The sequence below is a fragment of the Desulfosalsimonas propionicica genome, assembly GCF_013761005.1.
GTDB classification, from domain to species: Bacteria; Desulfobacterota; Desulfobacteria; order Desulfobacterales; family Desulfosalsimonadaceae; genus Desulfosalsimonas; species Desulfosalsimonas propionicica.
The window spans coordinates 95,340-114,088 of the sequence record NZ_JACDUS010000004.1 but is presented as its reverse complement, the minus strand read 5'-3'; the positions used below and the strand labels follow the sequence as shown (position 1 = coordinate 114,088).

The following is an 18,749-nucleotide window of genomic DNA, read 5'->3' as shown; positions in this document are numbered from 1 at the left end:
TTCGGGTTTGGTCTTCTTTTCGGAGGAACTGTGAAAAAGTTTAGTAGCCTGCAACGGCTTTGTCCCGGAAGCTATGTATCTGCGGGGGCCGCCTTGGTGTGCCTGGTTATTTTGTTTTGGGCGGGCTGTGCAACCGTGCGGCATTTTCTGGCCGAAGCCGCCTGCGCCACCCGGGTGAATGCAACCCTGCGGCGAAATGTTCAGCCGCCGATCCGCAACATCCAGGGGGCTATATTTTTGGATCCGGCAAACGGGGCGTATCACGCAAAATTGTCCCAAAGCGTGATGATGGAACTGATAAACCTCAAAACCCAGGGGCCAGGAAGCGGTGACAATGCGGCTGAACACAAAAAAATCCGGCTGGGATGGCAGAAAGCCTTGCTGTCCAACCCGGTCAATGCCCAATACTGGTACCAATACGGGATGTTTGTCACGTGGGAAAAAAAATGGTCCTACCAGAAGCGGCTCCAGCAGGCCGACCACGCAATGGCGGCTGCATATGATCTTAAGCCTTATGGGCCCGGGCTGCTTTACAGCCTGGGCGGCTATTGGCTATGGCGATCCAAAATTCCGGGCTCGATTCCAGGGGCCCGTGAAAAGGGACTTGGCTTACTGAGAAAAGCTGTTTTGCTGGACCGGGGCTTTCTGCACCGGGCTGCAGAGCTTCTATGGTATCATGATCCCAGCCCGGAAGCGGTTTCAGAGCTTGCTGCGGAGGGTGATCCAGGAATAAAAAAGGCGTTGCAAAGATGGTTGAAGATCAAAAAAAAAGGGGGAAGCAAATGAGTCTTAAAACATTTCAAATGCCGGTTAAAACGTCTGCAAAGATATTGGCGATGTTATTGATAGGCCTTGCGGTACTTCTGATTTTGCCGGGTGCAGCCCCCGGCCTGACCGAAGAAGACGGAGCCGCCTATCTAAATGAGGACAACAGCATCAAAATAGAAGCCCTTATAAAACAAATTTTTGCCAAACCCGAAAACGCCGAAGACCTCACCTGCAGTGTAACCCATGTTGCACTGGTGCAAGCATCCAAATCAGATGAGGATATGCCGGCCTATGCCAGGGCCATGTCAAGGGGGCTTATCCATTCCATCCTGGCCGCAGGTGCAGGCCGGGGCCTTGATTCCGGGGAGCTTAAAAACCTGGCCCTGGTAGCTGGCAGGGGGGCATCGTGCGGATCGGTTCTTGCTGCATCATCGCTTCTGATGGGAACAGAGGGATTAAGCAGCCTTGTGCGTGAAACCAGCGGGGGGCTTTTGGCGGGAGTTGAAGATTTTCTGATAAAAGCCGGAAACGAGGTTGATTCCGATGAAATCAACCAGGCCGCCATTGCAGGAGTAAAAGAAGGGGTAAGCAAATGCGGCCTGAATACGGGCCAGGATCTTGCAGTTATCCAGCTTGCAGCTGATGACGGAATAAATGATGCCATTGGTGAAAGGAAAGATAAAGTTGTTGTTGAAAAGGCAGATACCAGAGACAGCGTCTACACAGAGCAGGGCATCGATACAAGGCCGGGAGAGGATTACAGAAGAGAGCGCCAGACAAGCCCGAGCCAATAAATCAACAGGAGCAGTCATGTTCATTCGGCACTATAAATCAATGGCGTTTCTGATGCTGGCCATTTTCTGCTTTATTTCAGGCACGGCGCTGGGCCAGGGAAACATTCGGGTGGGCAGCATGCGGGTGCTTCCAGAAATCTCATATAAACTGGAAAAAAACGATAATATTTTTCTTGAAGACAAAAATAAGCAGGACGACTATATCCACACCCTGTCTCCGTCCCTGACCCTTGACTGGCGCAAGGACACTAACAACTCGGTCCGGCTGGGATATCAGGCAGATATTGTCCGCTATGACAGTTACAGTCCGATTGATTATGAAACCCACCAGGCCGATCTCGAGTTTGAATACGCATCCCCGACAGGTTTTTATGTTAAAGGATCGGATAAGTTTGTTGATACAAGCGATCCCTATGGTTCATTAAATGAGTACAAACGGGGAGTGCCCCAGACGAAGCGCTGGCATAACACGGCTGTTGGAATTTTTGGCTATAATTTTCCAAACAAGCTCAGCGCGGAACTGCACTACAGAAACTATATCCAGGATTACGACCGGTTCATTGACCACTGGCAGAACTATACCGTCCATGAGCCGGGCCTGAAAATATTTTACCGGATTTTGCCCAAGACCTCGGCTTTATTTGAATACAGGTGGGAGACCAGGAGCTATGACGAACAGCAAAGGGCCTCTGACAACTCCTATGGGGCAGACCGGCGCAGCAGCCAGGATTTTGATTATCACAGGTTTTTTATCGGCCTTAATTTTGATCCGAGCGCCAAGGTAAACGGTGAGATGAAAATCGGCTGGGGGCGCAGGGATTTTGAAAATGATTTAAGCTTTCGCACGGACGCTTCAGGAAACCCTCTTTCTTATGATGATTCCAGCACCTGGATTGCCGAAACATTTTTGTATTACCAGATGCTTGCCCGTACAAAATGGTCTTTTTCCCTGATGCGGGGGGATATGGATTCAGCAGATATGGAGACCACAGCATATACCCGCACAAGGGTAGGGCTCGGAGTTGAACAGGGAATTACCCGCCGCCTGAAATTTTTCGGCAATCTTTATTACGAACACGACGATTATGAGCAGGACCGCAAGGACAAGGAATACGGTGCAGGCCTGAGGCTGCAGCTGGCTGTGAAACAATGGTGCTTTGTAAATGCTTCTTATCTCTACGTGGAAGAAGACAGCAATATAGACGATAACAGCTTTTCAAACAACAGATTGGGTGTGTCCGCAGAGCTTCGGTTCTAGGTATGGGATCTGAGAAATCAATTTATTTTAAGGCAGTGGAGCCAATGGGAAATTTCAGGGACAGGATGCTGATCTATGTTGTTTTTATGGTCCTGCTTTTGGCAGGAGGGCCGGGATGCGCTTCAGGCCAGAAAATGGTCTATATGGACAACCAGGAGAGCCGTTCCGGGATGCTTTCTGAGCAGGAACTGCTCAGAAAGGTGGAAGATCCGGCGAAAACGGAATTCGGGGATAAAGTCGATACCCGGTTTAAAGAAACGGTTGGGAAAGCAAAACGCATGAGCGTCCAGGAGTATCTGGAGCTGCTTGAGGAAAAAAACAGCCCGGGAGAATACAGGACAGGCCCTGGCGATGTATTGCGGATAACTGTCTACGAGGACAAGGCTTTAAGTCTCGACAGTGCCCGGATCAGCGCCGAAGGCGTTATTCAGTATCCGCTTCTCGGCACCCTGGAGGTTGCCGGAAAAACCGTTTCCGAAATTCAAAATATGATCTCCGGAAAATTAAAGGAAATGGATTTTCTGGTCAACCCTCATGTCAGCGTTAAGATTACTGATTACAACAGCCAACAGGTCGTTCTTCTGGGTGCTGTGCATCGCCCGGGCAGCTACGCGCTGAAAAAAGAGGAAACGCTTCTGGGCATGTTGTCAAACGCCGGCGGAATCCGGGAGCAGGAGGCCGGCCAGCACCTTATTCTCATCCGCCAGGAAGATGAGCTGGAGGGAAAGCCGAAAATAGCGGTTCAGATACCGCTTTCAGACCTTCTTGGCAGCACGGATCAGCCGGCCAACCTTAGGGTGCAGGCCGATGACACCGTGTATATTCCCAGCGCATCGAAATTTTTCGTGATAGGGCAGGTCCAGAAGCCCGGCGGATACATCCTTAAAAATAGCACCAGTGTTGCTGAAGCCATCAGTATGGCTGGGGGTTTTACCTCCATTGCCGCGCCAAACCGGGTCCATATCACCCGAATGGCCCAAAACCAAAAAAAGGTCATCCGGGTCAACGTGAAAAAGATGATTAATGATGGACCAGATCATTTAGATGTGACCGTGCAACCAAATGATTTAATTGTTGTACCGGAAAGCTATTTTTGATGTTGCCGTAAAAGTCCAATATCTGCACCGTCTAAATGCGTGTTTTGACGGATGCATTATTTTCAGAGGAGTGTCATGGATAGAAATTGGGAAGATTCGCAGGCTTCCGGGGACATTGTTGATCTCCGCCATTACTGGATTGTTATGAAGCGTCACGGCTGGACAATTCTGGCCTGTGTGCTGCTGGCAGGAGTTTCTTCGTTCCTGCTGGCCCTTACCGAGACATCGGTGTACAAAAGCACCGCCACATTGATGATTGAGCCTAAAGCGCCCAAAATTTATTCCATCGAGGAAATGCTGGCAACTGACAATTCCAGCAGGGAGTACTATAACAGCCAGTACCAGATAATAAAAAGTCGTCAGGTTGCCGAAAAAGTGATTCGGAAGCTGGATTTACTCGACAGCCGGGAGTTTTTTCCCAAAGCTCCGGATGGATTTATCACGCAAGTCCGGCATGCGATTTCAACCACTTTCAGTGGGTGGGTTAAATCCGTTGTATCCCTTTTAGATACCGGCAGTGATCGTGAAGCAGAGGCGATCGAAACCGGCCGGGTCCAAGCGGAAACCGAAGAGCAACGTAGGATGAAAAAACTGACCAGCGCCTTTTTGGGACGGGTTGATGTGGAGCCGGTTTCCGATTCCCGCCTGGTGCAGGTCAGCTTTCATGCCAGAGATCCTGTGCTGGCCCGGCAGGCAGCGGATTCTGTTGTGACCAACTACATTGAATTTAACCTGGAAAATCGGATCGAAGCAGCCCAGGATGCGGCCCAATGGCTTCAAAAACGCCTTGATGAAGCCCAGGTAAGTGTGGAGAAAGCCGAACGGCAACTCCAACAGTTCAAGGAGAAGCATGGCATTGTAACCACTTTTTCCGAGGAGAGCGAAAAGCTTACAGCACAGACCCTTTCCGAGTTAAATCAGCAGCTGACCCAGGCAAAAGCCCGTCGTGTGGGAGCAGAAGCACGGTACAAGCAGGCCAGAACTCTGCTGGACAACACTTCGGATATGAGCAGTGTCACGGAACTTGCCAGCAACGACACCGTTTCCCGGATCCACCAGGAAGAGGTGCTGCTTCAATGCAGAATGGTCGAGCTTGCCCATACTTATGGGGCCAACCATCCAAAGATGGTCGGCATCCAATCCCAGCTCGATGAACTGAACAAAGCAAAAGAGGCTGAAATGAAACGCATTGTCAGCTCTCTGGAAAGTGAATACCGGGTGGCCCTTGCCGGAGAGCGCTCCCTTGAAATGTCTTTAAATCAGATCAAGGAGGGCGCCCAGTCCATAAACCGCGAGGCCGTGGAATACAGCGTGCTCAAGCGCAAGGCCCAAAGCGCCCGCAATATGTATAAAACACTGCTGCAGCGTTACGAGAAGGCATCCCTTGGAAAAGACATTGAAAGCGGAAATATTCGGCTGGTGGAAGGCGCTGAGATACCGGACAGTCCGGTTCGGCCCAGGCCGAAAAGGAATTTGATTTTCGGGCTTTCCCTGGGCCTTATGGCAGGGCTTGGCCTGGCTTTTTTACTGGAACATCTGGACAATGCGATTAAAACCCCGGATGATGTCAAGCATCTTGGTATACCCTTTTTGACCGGCATCCATGATTTTTCCGGAATTTACGCGCCTGAGGGCGAACCAAAAGAACTGGTGACAGTGTATTCGCCCATGTCGTTTTACAGCGAGGCCTACCGGTCTCTTCGAACTTCGGTGATGTTTTCCCAAAAGGTCAGGGAGGCAAAAACGCTTCTTGTCACCAGCCCGGGGCCTGCCGAAGGCAAAAGCATCACCTGCGTCAACCTGGCTGTTACCCTGGCCCAGCACGGATCAAAAACATTGCTGCTCGACTGTGATCTTCGCAACCCCAATCTTCACAAGATGTTCAATGCTGAAAGTGAGCCCGGCCTGAGCGGTTTTCTTGCCCATAAGGCTGAGTTGTCAAAAGTCATAAGAGAAACCCATATTCCGCAACTGGATCTGGCCACAGCCGGCCCTGTTCCCTCGAATCCTTGGGTTCTGTTAAGTTCCACGCGCATGGTGAAACTCATTGACAGTCTTTCAGATCATTATGATTTTATCATAATGGACTCACCGCCTGTTACCGCGGTAACAGATCCCTTGCTTCTGGCCCGGCTTAGCGGTGGCATCGTGGTCGTGCTAAGGGAAGGGCAGACCGGGCGGCATGAAGTTAAAAACACCCTTGAAATTTTAACACCGGTCCACCAGAAAATTCTGGGCGCAGTACTAAATGCCGTAAAGCGCACCCGGGACTCACGTTATTATTACCAGTATTATTATCAGTATCATGAAGGCGGGAACAGAAAAAAAACAACAAGATCAGTTTAACCTGGTTTCAGGCCGTGTGTTCTTGCAAATTGGCACGATAGGCTCTCAGCAATTGCTTCTTGACGGGGTGGAGAATAAGGACTATAATATGAATTTTAATAAAAGGTTGATTTTAAATGAAATGTTTCTGATTATATGGCTTTGTTTGTTGTCATCGACGATGATCCGACAATCAACCGGTTGATTTGCGAAGCACTGGACCGGGAGGATCATGAGTTTCATACCGCTCAGATGCTGGGCCAGGGCTTTGATGTCGCCCGGCAGGTCCTGCCGGATATTGTTTTTCTGGATCTTTCCCTGCCGGATGGAAACGGCCTGGAATGGCTGGAAGCATTCCTTGAAATTCCCTCCAATCCGGAAGTAATTGTAATTACCGCTGGTGGTTCAGAACAAAGTATTGAAACGGCCATTTACCGCGGCGCCTGGGATTTTGTTCAAAAACCCTTTTCCATCCGCTCCATGACCCACCTTGTTCGCCAGGCCCTGCGCTACCGAAAGGACAAATCCGGAAAAGAAAAGGTGGTTGCCCTTAACCGGCAGGGACTAATTGGCGGAAGTCCAACCCTGCACCGTTGCCTGCAGCAGGCAGCCCAGGCGTCAACATCAGGTGCGCCATGCCTGATTCGGGGGGAGACCGGAGTTGGCAAGGAGTTAATCGCCCGGATTATTCATGCAAACAGCCCCAGATCCGGCGGACCCTTTGTGGTGGTTGACTGTGCGGCCTTGTCTGAAAGCCTGGTTGACAGTATTTTGTTCGGTCATAGGAAAGGCGCCTTTACCGGCGCTCATGCAGATAAAGTCGGCCTGATTCAAAGCGCTGACAAGGGAATCTTGTTTCTTGATGAAATCGGGGAGCTGCCCATGGATGTCCAGAAAAACCTTCTTCGGGTGCTCCAGGAACAAACTTTCCGGCCGGTTGGGGCGCTGGAGGAAAAAAGAAGCAATTTTCGCCTGATTTCCGCAACCCATCGAAACCTGGCGGCCATGGTTGAGAAAAACGCCTTCCGCCAGGACTTGCTGTACCGGATCATGGGGCAGGAAATTTTTGTGCCGCCGCTGCGCGATCGGCTTGAAGATCTGGATCACCTTACGGCTTTTTTTCTGCAAAACATCTGCCAACAGTATAACCTGCCTGTCAAGGGCATTTCTTCTGACTTTCTGCCCACACTCAGAAGTTATGATTGGCCGGGTAATATCCGGGAGCTGCGCCATTGCCTGGAGCACTCCGTTGTTTCTGCAGATCCCGAGCCTATTTTATACCCCCAGCAACTGCCCAATTACCTGCGGGTTAAGATAGCTGCCGGTGAGCTGGAGCACCAAAGGCGCCCTGTTTCCACCTGTTCTGAAGACAAGGTCATATCTGAAAATCAGACGCCGTGCGCATTTGGAAAACCAGCTGGAACGCTCAAAGAAGCAAGGGCGGAAGGCTCCAGGGCTGCCGAGAAAATCTATTTAAAGCAGCTTATTTTTTCATCCAAAGAAAAAACCGTCAAGGATTTGTGCGAAAAGGCCGGCGTTTCCGTGTCTCATTTTTATGCGCTGCTCAGGAAGCATGAGCTTGAGTTGCCACATGGCAGAAGCACATGAACAGTGGTTCCTTTGCCGGGCTCGGACTCCAGCCAGGTTTGGCCCTGATGCAGGTCAACCATGTATTTGACAACAGCCATGCCAAGGCCTAAGCCCTTGCACTGATGTCGGGCCCGGGTGCCCCTGAAATATTTGTTAAACACATGTTCCTGTTCCTGCTTTGTCATTCCGCAGCCGTTGTCCGATACGGTGATATGATACTGGCCGCTTTTTTGGCACTGCCCATGTACCATTACTCTTGAGCCTTGTTTTGAATATTTGACTGCATTGGACAGCAGATTGTACATCACCTGAATCATTTTTACCCGATCCAGTTGAAGTTCCGGTGCATTGCCGATGCTGCAGACAAACTCCCTGTCTGTTTTCTGGTCTGTGAATTGCTGGACCACTTCCGTGATCAGGGTTTTGATGCAAACCGGCCCTGGGTTAAACGGCAGGTCCCGCCCGGATTCGATCTGGCTGACATTTAAATAGTTGGCAATAATGGATTCAAGGATTTTGGACTGGGCCAGAATGTGGGCATTATAGCGGTTTCGTTTTTCACCGGACAAATCGGGACGGGCCATGACCAGTTCGGCAAACCCCATGATCGATGTCAGTGGGCTGCGCAGTTCATGCGCCGCTGTGGAGAGAAATTCGCCTCTCATCTCATCGAGCTGCCGCTGCTCGGTGATGTCTTCCGCAGAGCAGACCACACAGGTTTTTCCGGTTTCCGGGTCATGCACCGGAGTTTTGCAGATCTTTAGCAGCCGGTTCTGGCCGGTGCGGTCTTTCATCCATTCTTCTGAAATAACGAAGCTCTGGTTTTCGAAAACAACCCTGTTGCTTTTTATGCAGGTCTCGGCTTCCTCTGGTGAAAAAAAATTATAAAGACTCCTGCCTTCAATCCTGGACTTTTCAAGCCCGATAAATCGGGAATGCGCCTTGTTTACAAATCCATAATGCACCTCGTCTGTTAAAAACCAGATCTGGGTCTGTATACAGTCCAGCAATACATGGGGGGGTAGCTGGGTCTTTTTTAAATGACCTGAATCCGCCGGGTATTTAGAAGTTGATCGGGATTGATTAAAATCGTCACACATTTTTAAACACCTTTTTTTTGATTGGATTTCATATCAATTTCTGGGAAGGCAGATTGTAAATTCAGTACCCCTGCCGGGTTCGCTTTCCATAAATATTTGGCCATGGTGGGCATCGATGATGTGTTTTGCCAGGTAAATGCTCAGCCCGAAGCCGCCCGGTGCCCTGCTGGAGGTGTCAGCGCGCAGAAAACCGTCAAATACGCGGGCGGCAAAAGCTGTGTCTATGCCCATACCTTCGTCCCGGATTACCACGAAATATCTGGCAATGTCCATCCAGCCCTCGACCCGGACCCGGGCGTTGGTGGAGGAATAAATCAGGGCGTTTGCGATCAGGTCCCAGATGACCTGGCGGATCCGGTTGATGTCAAAATAAAACGGGTCGCATGGCTGGCACTGCATTTCCAGCCTTTCTGAACCATAGCTGGTACCGGCCAGATCGATGGTTTTCCGGATCAAATCCGGAAGATCCCGGAGGGTCGGGAAAATGCTGATGGTGCGCCCGGATTCTATGGTGCTGACATCTTCCAGCCGGGACACAATGGCGCTTAACACCTTGGTTTGAGAATGAATCTTTTTGGCATAGAAATGAATTTTTTCAGGAGGCACTGTTTTGCGTATTACCAGCAATTCCGAAAAACCCTGGATCGAGGTCAGAGGAGTTCTAAGCTCATGGGCGGCAGTATTAATAAAGGCGGTTTTCATGTGTTCCAGTTCTTTTTCACGGGTCAGATCAATTAATACCACAACAAATTCTAAATACTCCTCTTTCTCAGCCATTGCCCCTGTCGATACACGGGCAAGGGAGGCTCGGAGATAATGCTGTCTGTCTGTTTTTTTATTTTTCAGGAAAAATTCCAGATTTCGGTAAGCCGTTTTTTCCAGAATCATTTTTTCCAAGGCATCTTTTAATTCAGAAAACCCCGCATTGATGGCCAGTGTTTTGCCAAGCAGCTTTGATTCAGCAAGGCCGTAAAGCTTTCGGGCCGCCGGATTGATTGTCTGGATGGTGCCATGGGCGTCGGTTGTGATAATGCCGTCCTGAACCGAATGAATAATGGCTTCCATTTGGTTTTTTTCCGCGGCCAGTTCCCGGTTTTTTTTTTCAAGGTCGAGCTGGGCGGCTTTTAATTGCTGATATTGCCCTTCAATTTCTTTTTTTTGGGCAAACAGCTGCTGATTGATCCTGTTTAACGCTTCCTGGGGATATACAATTTTTTTACTCCCGTATAGATAGAAAAAAAAGACGATGACAAGAGCTGTCAAACAGAAAAAAAACAGCCAGCGAATATAGATCATGGTCATTTTTTTCCGGATAGCGTCGTGGTCCCATAGCAGGTTCCATTGAATGCCGGAGTGGGATAATGAGCTTTGGAACATTGTGTAGTCACTTGGAATCACGCCTTTTTCCTCCAGCACCGTGGTTCCGCGCACAAGCTCGATGCCCACGTGGGGATGGAGCACATCATCGGATATAATGATATCCAGGAGCGATTCCACGGGGCATTCGGCGACAAGCACCCCCTCCACGTATTGATTGTAGCGGATCGGAACGGCAATACGCCAGAAAGGCTGCGTATCGTGATAACCGGCATCGATCCAGGTGGTCCGCCGGCCATCGAGTATGGAACGTACCCAGGGAGTCTGGCCGGAAAAATCAGCGGAGGTATCAGTTTCCGATGCAATCGGGTTGCCCTGGTAGTCCAGCAGAGTGTAATTGACATCCCGGCCCATGAGTTTCATGGTGAGCAACTGGTGCTGCAGTTTCCACATCGGGACGTGGGTGCGCATGACGCTGTGGACAATATGGGGCAGCCGGGCGTGATCTTCAATGACGTTCACCAATGACTGCAGGTTGTTGTGCCCGTATAACCTAAGCGTATGCACGTATTTTTCCACGCTTTTACTGACGTTTTGCTCTATATTGGACTGCAGGGGGCCAAGAAAGACCCATGAGGCCAGCAAGCAGAAAGCGGAAAACAAGGCCAGGGCCAAACTGATAAAGGATTTCCCTACGGAACTGTATGTTTTGTTCGTTGGCATGTATCTTTTACCATTTGAAGGGTACGATATGCCCACGGCTGTTGAACCTGCCCATTTTGTAATCCTCAGGGCCGAGGGCTTCATGGGCATCCGGGGTTTGGCGATTGTAGGCCGAAAAGGGCCGGTTGTACGTTTTTAAAAGGCCTGGAACCGGTTTTGCCAGATTTTCCAGGGCCTGGTGCACGGCCAGGCGATCGGCCTGGATATCGCCGGTAAGCCCGGCCTGATCGGCTGCGGCACCCAGAATCAGTGTGATATCAAATCCATGCACAAACCCGGCTGGCGCACCAAGATCAGCCATGGTCTCCAGGTCAGAAAACAATTTTTTTGATAGAAGGCCGGTTTCCTTCACAATCAGGTCGCCATTCCGTGTCACAAACGGAAAGCCGGTTTGAATAAATTCCCATTGTATGTCCGGGCTTAAAGCCTCGAAAAAATTACCGCCGGTAATGCCCCAGTGACTGAACACCGGGAGCCTGGATTCAGGTCGGATATCGCTCATTGCTTTGGCAAAACTTTTTCCCTCGGGCGTATTGGCCACCAGGACGATGCTGTCGGGATCACCGGCCATCGCCTCCTGCAAAATTTCGGTTGCGGTGTAAGGCGTAGTGCCCCAGGGGAATCGGAACACCCCGGTTGCCCGGAGGTTTCTTTTTTTCAGGGCCTGTCTCATGGTTTTTTCGTTGCTTGCACCCCAACCGGTGGCTTCCAGGAGCAGGACCGGTTTTTTGAGTCCATGCACGCGGTGCAGGTGATCGATGATGATCTCGCCTGCTTTTGAATCGTCTATCGACAGCCTGAAAATCCAGTTTTCCGTTGATTCGGGCCGGGTGATCGGTCCGGCGGCAGCCCAGGGATTGAGCATGAGAATGTGGTGTTCGTTGATGAGGTTCTGGTTTTCAAGCACCGGCGGTGAATGCAATCCACAAAAGACAGCCAGCGCAGCCTTATCTTCCAGAAACTGATGCAGATGCTCGCGGCTTCTCAAAGAGTTGCCGCGGTTGTCGAGCACTTCAAGGCTTACCGGATATCCTCCCAGTTTCCAGCCCAGCTTGTCTAAAGCCGTGCGAATGCCCATTTCAATGGAAGCCCCGGCTTTGTGGTTGATGGACATGTCCGCGTCCAGATACAGACGCAAGGATTCATAAGCCCCTGCATTCCCGGCCTGAAAGAAGAACCAAAAAAATAACAAGCAAATTTTAAACGATATTTTCATACGAATATAATCCTGCAGCCTCCCTGTGATTTAAAAGCTGTATTCAAAATGCCATGCCCACTTTTATTGGCAGTATAATGCAATTTTAGTGCCAAAAAAAACAGAGAGGCATATGCGTTTCCATGTTTCAGGAAAAAGCCTGTACATGCGGATTTAAACGGGGGGCTGCCAAAGTAATAAAAGCGGCTAACAGGAAAATGCTAAAAAAATATTGTGATTTTTGCACAAAAATATGAAAAAATCGGAAGTGATAGCGCTATGCTGAAATACCTATTCACTGGTCTGCTTCATCCAGGATTTCTCTTAGCTTGAGAGCAAGATCCCTTCTTGGAAAAGGTTTTTGAATAAAATTAACACCTTCGTCCAGCACTCCGCGGTGTGCAATCAGGTCGGCGGTATAGCCTGACATAAACATGACCTTAAGACCCTGATGGAGGGATTTGATATTCTCTGAAAGCTCCCGGCCGTTCATCTCCGGCATGACAGCATCGGTCATAAGCAGGTCAATTTTGCTTGTATGCGCCTTGACCGTATCCATTGCTTCTGCGGGCGTTTGGGCGGCCAGCACGGTATAGCCAAGCTTTTCGAGCATCATTGTTGTCATGTGCAGGATCTGCTGTTCGTCCTCCACCAATAGGACTGTTTCAGTTCCCTTAATTTCAGGCTCAAGAGCGGCTTGACTTTTTGTCTCTTCTGGCATTGTCTCATGCTTTGGGAGATAGATTTTGAATGTGGTCCCGTTTCCAGGCTCACTGTAAACATTGATAAAGCCTTCATTTTGCTTGACGATGCCGTAAACCGTAGCCAATCCCAGACCCGTGCCTTCCCCTGTTTTTTTTGTGGTGAAAAACGGCTCAAAAATCCGGTTTTGGGTTTTCTTGTCCATACCGCAGCCGTTGTCATTCACGGAGAGCATAACGAAATCCCCCGGAGTAAAGCCGATGTTTGTGGCGCAATAGTCTTCATCAAAAGTCCTTGTTTCGGTTTCAATTATTATTCTGCCCACATCGGCAATAGCATGCCGGGCATTTACACACAAATTGACCAGAATCTGATCGATTTGGCTCGGGTCCATGTATACTTTCCATTTGCGCGCCCGCGGCTGCCAGGAAAGATCAATGTCTTCTCCGATCAGGCGGCGCAGCATCTTGAGCATGCTCTCAACGGTTTCGTTGACATCCAGTGACTCGGGGACGATCGTCTGCTGGCGGGAAAATGCCAGCAACTGGCGGGTGATCTCTGTGGATCGTCTATCTGCTGACAAAACCTCCTCTGCTCTGCAGCAGTATTCCAGCTTCGAACAAAACCATCGGGTGTAAGGCTGATGATCGCTACAGGCGAGGCCTCGATAATGGCCCGCTGGTATTCCTCGCTCTCCCGAAGGGCCTCTTCGGTCAGAACCCGATCCGTGATGACTTCTGTATAAACAATAAATCCGCCAATCGATCCGTCGGACTCATGCCAAGGCCGGCATTCCCAACGGGTCCATTCCACTGTGCCGTCTTCCCGGGGGTAGGGATCGCGCTCTGCCCTTAAAATCTCTCCTTTTAATGCTTTCTGATGGACATCCCGCCATTTCTGGGGCAGGTCAGGGAACACTTCGTAGTGGTGTTTCCCAATAATATCTCTTTCCTTGAGCTTGTATTCATCCAGGTAGCGCTTGCTTACGTAAATATATTTCAAGTCCCTGTCATGCACAGCAACCGCACTGTTGGCATGCTCAATGATATATTGCATCAGGTCATAAGAATGCGCAATTGCTTCCTGCGCTTTTTTGCGCTCTGTAATGTCACTGCCGATGTTTAGGATCGCAGGCTTTCCATCCCATTCGATGGATTTTGCCATGATTTCTAAGGGGAAGGTCGAACCGTCCTTGCGGTAATGAAACGTTTCCAACCTGTTCTCACCCTTCTTTGCAACGCCGTCGAAATACGCGGCAACCGGCTTTTCACTTTCGGAGAAAATCAACTCATAGAGGTTCAGCGCCAAAAATTCCGCCTTGCTCTCATAGCCGTGGAGCGCAAACGCAACTTCGTTTGCATAAAACAGATGGCCTTTCAGATCATGGATCATGATCGCCGCCGGCGCCGCATCCAACATGTGGCCCAGCAGGACAACCTGTTCCTCCTGCTGTTTGCGCAGCGTGAGATCCCGGCTAAAGCAGACAAATTTACCCCCGTGTTCATCCAAGTAGGTGGCGGATATTTCCACGGGAAAGATGCTGCCGTCCTTGCGGCGGTGTCTGGTTTCAAAAACCTCCGAGCCATTGGACATGATTTGCTGGAGATGGTCTGCGGTCTCCTCAGGCGACTCCAAGGCATCCAGTTCACTAATGCTCATCCCGACAATTTCGTCCCTGCCGTAGCCAGACATGATGCAATAGGCATCATTCACCTCTGTTAGCACCCCTTTGCGATCCACAGCCCAAAATCCATCCGGCGTGGTTTCTAAGATTGACTGGAGAAATTTTTCCCGCTCCCGAAGGGTGTCCTCTGCCTGTTTGCGGTCGGTCGCGTCGTTGATGATGGAATGAAGATATTCTTTTCCGTCTATGTCAATACTGCTGCTGTAGACATCAACATTTTTTATCGAACCGTCAGCTATGCGATGACGGAACTCAAAGTGGGTCCGCTTCTGCGTTCGGGCACTGTCCATTTCTGAAGCGATCCGATCTGGTGGAAGCGTGTTGATATCGTGAATCTTTCGTTTTCTTAACTCCTTAGCGGACCATCCGTAAAATTTTTCCACGGCGTAATTGGCCTCCGCGATTTTTCCTGTCTCGGCATCAATGAGCAATTTGGCCGCAGCATGATGCTGAAAAAGGTTCCTGAATTTCTCTTCGCTCTTTCTTAAAGCCGCCTCCATCTGATTTCGCCTGCCCCGGTGCACCATCAGATTACCCAGCACAGCCGTGGTTAAGGGATAAATCAGCATAACCGGCAGGGTGATTTGCCAGAGCACTTCATCAGCGATCTCCCAGGGCAGAGACAGCATGCAAACGAGCATGACAACATGGACGACAAGGCCAAGCAGATACAGTTCGACTATCGAAGGGTCTTTTTGCCGATCGCGGCGCAAATGCCGCCATGCCAGACCAATGGCGCCGGAACCTACAATAATGGCAACGCCGGTCCATACCCCGGCTCCTCCAATAAAAATGCGCATCGCAGCGGTCATCAAAGCTGCCAGAGCTACGGGGACGGTTCCAAAGAAGAAACCGGCAATACAAAGCAAAACCGAGCGGGTATCAAACATGATCCCATGGCCAAAATTCCATGGATTGAGCATGATTGCGATACCAACGGCACCCAGCACAATGCCAGCGGCTATCTGCCGAAGTGGAGATTTATCGTACCGTGGGCTTAGGCTGAGCGTGTCATAGAGGAGGGCCAGAGCAAGCAAAAGTGCCGCATTGTTCACAATACCAATGATGCCCGAAAGATCCATACAAAAGACATCCTTCCTGTGATTTTTTTCAATGGAATGCCGACAATCAGGATATTATAATACTTATTTTTTTATAACGCCTCAAACGTTTTCCGAGAGATCCCGCTAAAGGACATCAGGCAGGAAGAAATTACCCCGCTTGCTTGACTAATATGCTTTGCTATTGCGTTATATTGAATGTGGAAACCTGAATTTATGTATTTTCTGAAAGTATGTCGCTTTTAACCTCTTCGATCTGTACGTTTTTCAGTATTTGGAGCAGTGAAGAAAGATTCCCGTGCAGGCGATCGGGCTGCACGAACCTGGAAATCCGGTTGCGCGTGAGCAGCTGCCTGGGCGCTGAAAATTCGGTAATCAGGCGATCGTCGGTATTTTGTGGCAGCGGGGCCTGAAGGTCTGCGTAAATGTAAACGGGAAGCTCATCTTCATTCATAACAAATAATTCAAAAGGCAGCAGTTCCGGATTGAGTCCGACTCTCTCAATATCCTGTTTTACCGGTTTGCGGCTGACCCGGCTCACAAATTCCGAGTAATCAATCTGGAGTTTCTCTCCTTTTCTGGCCATAAAGATCATATCTCCCGCAGAGCCGCTGGTCCAGGCTGTCAAATGGGGAAACACGCTTCGCATCGTGTGCACGATGATCTTCAGAGACCGCGAGGAAGTGAGATACGACGGCGTCCACTGTAAAAACAGGCCGCCCGGCTTAAGATGCTTGCTCACGAGCTGGTAAAACTCCAAAGAAAACAGATTTGACTGCCCGCTGATCCAGGGATTGGACGGCTGGGAGATTATTACATCATAGCGTTCTTCCGAGGTTAAGAGCATGTTTCTGGCATCCCGGGGAACAATCCTCAGGCGCGGATCTTCCAGGGCATTGTGATTGGCCTGTGAGAACAGCTCAGCCGCCCCGGCAACAGCAGTCGAAATTTCAGCACAATCAACCACACGGACATCGTGGGTCAAGGCCGAACCCACGGTGACCCCGCTGCCCAGACCCACCACAAGGACTTTGTCGGGATTTTCATGAAATAGCAAAGGGAGTTGTCCAATCATCACCTGGGTTTCCATGTCGCTCTTCTGCCCGGTACTCGCGTCTGTTTTGCCGTCCACACTGAGAAACCGTGTACCCTCCCGGTCTTCCATAACAGCTACCGTGGCAGCGGGGCCTGTATCGTAATGCAGCAGTTCGTATTGATGCATGGATGATTTGAGAATTTCCCAAGCAGAAGCTTCGGGGAGCTTATCATTTCTTTTTGCCAACCGCTGATAGTTTTCGAGCATTTTTTCGTACCTGGGGGCATACACATAGACCCCGCTGTTCATAATCCACGGAGACCAGGGTTTGACCATCGAGAAAGCCAGAAACAGGATTATCCCAGCCGCTGCCATGGCCGGCATCCGTCTCGGGATCGAAATGTCTTTCCGGGACATCTGGATCATACAGCCGGCAACCAGGTTCAGCACAGCCCCCGCTATAATAGCTTTCTGCATCCCGATTGCCGGGATTAGAATAAGCCCGCACAACACACTGCCAAGAACGTTTCCAAGCGTGTTCAGGCCATAGGACTGGCCCAGCCGGCGACCCAGGTGGCCGGTATTGTCAATAAAAACCGCGCTGACAGCCGGGAAAAGCAGACCCATTGCAACGGTGGGAATCAGCATCACGGAACCGGCCAGAAAAAAACGCACCATCTGCATCTCTGTCCATCCCTGTACAAAACGGTCATGAAGAATGACAAAGATCAATGGAAGTGATTCGAACAGAGGAATTGACAACAAAACCGAGCAGGCTACAATAAACTGAAGGGCGACAACGAGTTTTATTCCTGACAGAAAATGCTTGATGATACCGTAGAGCGAACTGCCCAGTGCAATGCCCACCAGAAAAGTCGCCAGCATGGTGGTAAAGGCAAACGTAGTGGTCCCGAGAATCATTGATAGGGTGCGTGTCCAGGCAACTTCATAGAACATGGCGGCCATTCCGGACAAAAAGAAGCCTCCAAGTACAGCTTTTTGCAGAGAACTTATGCAGGTTTCGGGCTGGGCCGCGGACAAATCGCCCTGTACTGCAGGAGCGGAAGAATCAGGATGCATCAATATGTTCACAAGCCAAAACGCTGCCGCAACCGCAAAGTTAATAGAGATTGCAATGCCGGTCGTTTGAACAATTCCCAAGGCCGGCAGAAGATAATAACCGGCCAATACGGTTCCCAGAAAGCCTCCCAGTGTATTCATGGCATAAAGGCGGGCTACGGGAATGGAAATATGATCTTGACGGCGAATGATATAACGACTGATGACCGGTAGCGTAGCGCCAATCAAGGTTGTGGGTACAATCAGCAGTAATGCGGCCAGCATCAGCTTGAATCCGTTGAAAACAAGCAGGCTGGGCTCATAAGATTGCTGGAATGCCACGTAAATCGATTCAGACCATTCCAGAAGGACAGGAAGCAGCATTGAATAAACGCCGATGCCCACTTCGAGAACAATGTAGGCACGTATCAGTTTTTTTGCAGCGAACTGATCCGCTTTTTTGCCGATCAGCCACGCCCCGAGGCCGAGCCCGGCCATGAAAGTGGAGAGAATAATGGTTACGGCATAGCTTGAAGCGCCCAGCAATTGAGTACTGAATCCGATTACATCTGACAGATACGCTTTCTGAACAGGGTTTCTTTATTTTTTGGGGTCAAATGATTCATACCCGGCTTGGTCAAGGCCGTCGGCAAGGTTTTGGAGGACGACGGAACCCACACCGGGCCAGCAGATCATTTTTTTGAGATTTTCAGGCTGGGAGAAACCTTCCGGGGCGGCCAGCAGGTCTTCTCCCAAGCTTTTACGGATAGCATTTTCAGTGCGGGTTGAGAGGTATTCGATAAAGGGATAATAAAAAGCCTGCTCTCTGTGGATGCACTCCCGCTGGTAGATCTGGCGGGCGATCTGATAGGTCACGCCGGTCTGGTTGGCAATTTCCTGCTATTTTAAGCCCGGTTGTCTGAGTCGGTAGATGGTTTCGGTCAACTCTTGATTTTCCTCTGTTTTGTAGCGGACTAACATTGAATAAGGACGGAAGCAAAAGTTAAGGTTTTTGCCACAAAACCATTTGAATCGCAAAT

At 50.1% G+C, this 18,749-nt stretch carries 13 protein-coding genes; 6 read left to right on the top strand and 7 right to left on the bottom strand.

Translation table 11 applies throughout. The features are described 5' to 3' along the window. Window positions 1-30: 30 nt before the first annotated feature. From HNR65_RS08755 to HNR65_RS08730, 6 genes are all read left to right on the top strand, one after another. Complete coding sequence (locus tag HNR65_RS08755; RefSeq protein ID WP_181551115.1) at window positions 31-786, top strand: hypothetical protein; 756 nt, start codon at window positions 31-33, stop codon at window positions 784-786. A 50-nt stretch (window positions 787-836) separates the two neighbouring features. After that, the gene (locus HNR65_RS08750) at window positions 837-1,562 is read left to right on the top strand and encodes a hypothetical protein (RefSeq protein WP_181551114.1); all 726 of its coding nucleotides are present in this window, start codon (window positions 837-839) and stop codon (window positions 1,560-1,562) included. 16 nt (window positions 1,563-1,578) lie between these two features. Next, window positions 1,579-2,820, top strand: a complete 1,242-nt coding sequence (locus HNR65_RS08745; RefSeq protein WP_181551113.1) for an outer membrane beta-barrel protein — start codon at window positions 1,579-1,581, stop codon at window positions 2,818-2,820. A gap of 44 nt (window positions 2,821-2,864) precedes the next feature. Further along, window positions 2,865-3,917 (top strand): polysaccharide biosynthesis/export family protein, encoded by a 1,053-nt coding sequence (locus tag HNR65_RS08740; protein WP_181551112.1) that lies wholly within the window; start codon window positions 2,865-2,867, stop codon window positions 3,915-3,917. Between the two features lie 75 nt (window positions 3,918-3,992). Further along, complete coding sequence (locus HNR65_RS08735) at window positions 3,993-6,263, top strand: GumC family protein (RefSeq protein WP_181551111.1); 2,271 nt, start codon at window positions 3,993-3,995, stop codon at window positions 6,261-6,263. 135 nt (window positions 6,264-6,398) lie between these two features. Continuing rightward, a complete protein-coding gene (locus HNR65_RS08730) occupies window positions 6,399-7,850 on the top strand; it encodes a sigma-54-dependent transcriptional regulator (protein ID WP_181551110.1) in 1,452 nt (483 codons plus the stop codon). On the opposite strand, the gene HNR65_RS08725 is transcribed toward HNR65_RS08730, so the two are convergent. From HNR65_RS08725 to HNR65_RS08700, 7 genes are all read right to left on the bottom strand, one after another. Further along, entirely contained in the window at window positions 7,796-8,932 is a 1,137-nt protein-coding gene (locus tag HNR65_RS08725; RefSeq protein WP_181551109.1) for a PAS domain-containing sensor histidine kinase, read from the bottom strand. The genes HNR65_RS08730 and HNR65_RS08725 overlap by 55 nt on opposite strands. A 33-nt stretch (window positions 8,933-8,965) precedes the next feature. Continuing rightward, entirely contained in the window at window positions 8,966-10,972 is a 2,007-nt protein-coding gene (locus HNR65_RS08720) for a sensor histidine kinase (RefSeq protein WP_181551108.1), read from the bottom strand. A gap of 7 nt (window positions 10,973-10,979) precedes the next feature. After that, window positions 10,980-12,110, bottom strand: a complete 1,131-nt coding sequence (locus HNR65_RS08715; RefSeq protein ID WP_181551107.1) for an ABC transporter substrate-binding protein — start codon at window positions 12,108-12,110, stop codon at window positions 10,980-10,982. A gap of 352 nt (window positions 12,111-12,462) precedes the next feature. Next, entirely contained in the window at window positions 12,463-13,263 is an 801-nt protein-coding gene (locus tag HNR65_RS17980; RefSeq protein WP_232364732.1) for an ATP-binding protein, read from the bottom strand. A 56-nt stretch (window positions 13,264-13,319) separates the two neighbouring features. Next, window positions 13,320-15,635 (bottom strand): PAS domain S-box protein, encoded by a 2,316-nt coding sequence (locus tag HNR65_RS08710; protein WP_181551106.1) that lies wholly within the window; start codon window positions 15,633-15,635, stop codon window positions 13,320-13,322. Window positions 15,636-15,828: 193 nt separating this feature from the next. Beyond that, window positions 15,829-18,255 (bottom strand): fused MFS/spermidine synthase, encoded by a 2,427-nt coding sequence (locus HNR65_RS08705; RefSeq protein WP_181551105.1) that lies wholly within the window; start codon window positions 18,253-18,255, stop codon window positions 15,829-15,831. A gap of 54 nt (window positions 18,256-18,309) precedes the next feature. Next, the gene (locus HNR65_RS08700) at window positions 18,310-18,585 is read right to left on the bottom strand and encodes a hypothetical protein (protein WP_181551104.1); all 276 of its coding nucleotides are present in this window, start codon (window positions 18,583-18,585) and stop codon (window positions 18,310-18,312) included. Window positions 18,586-18,749 lie beyond the last annotated feature (164 nt).

Excerpts from the sequence above, each read along its gene's own strand:
- HNR65_RS17980 (WP_232364732.1), bottom strand. The coding sequence starts at position 13,263 with ATGGACCCGAGCCAAATCGATCAGATTCTGGTCAATTTGTGTGTAAAT.
- HNR65_RS08735 (WP_181551111.1), top strand. The coding sequence starts at position 3,993 with ATGGATAGAAATTGGGAAGATTCGCAGGCTTCCGGGGACATTGTTGAT.
- HNR65_RS08740 (WP_181551112.1), top strand. The coding sequence starts at position 2,865 with ATGGGAAATTTCAGGGACAGGATGCTGATCTATGTTGTTTTTATGGTC.
- HNR65_RS08710 (WP_181551106.1), bottom strand. The coding sequence starts at position 15,635 with ATGGATCTTTCGGGCATCATTGGTATTGTGAACAATGCGGCACTTTTG.
- HNR65_RS08730 (WP_181551110.1), top strand. The coding sequence starts at position 6,399 with ATGGCTTTGTTTGTTGTCATCGACGATGATCCGACAATCAACCGGTTG.
- HNR65_RS08745 (WP_181551113.1), top strand. The coding sequence starts at position 1,579 with ATGTTCATTCGGCACTATAAATCAATGGCGTTTCTGATGCTGGCCATT.
- HNR65_RS08750 (WP_181551114.1), top strand. The coding sequence starts at position 837 with ATGTTATTGATAGGCCTTGCGGTACTTCTGATTTTGCCGGGTGCAGCC.
- HNR65_RS08725 (WP_181551109.1), bottom strand. The coding sequence starts at position 8,932 with ATGTGTGACGATTTTAATCAATCCCGATCAACTTCTAAATACCCGGCG.
- HNR65_RS08720 (WP_181551108.1), bottom strand. The coding sequence starts at position 10,972 with ATGCCAACGAACAAAACATACAGTTCCGTAGGGAAATCCTTTATCAGT.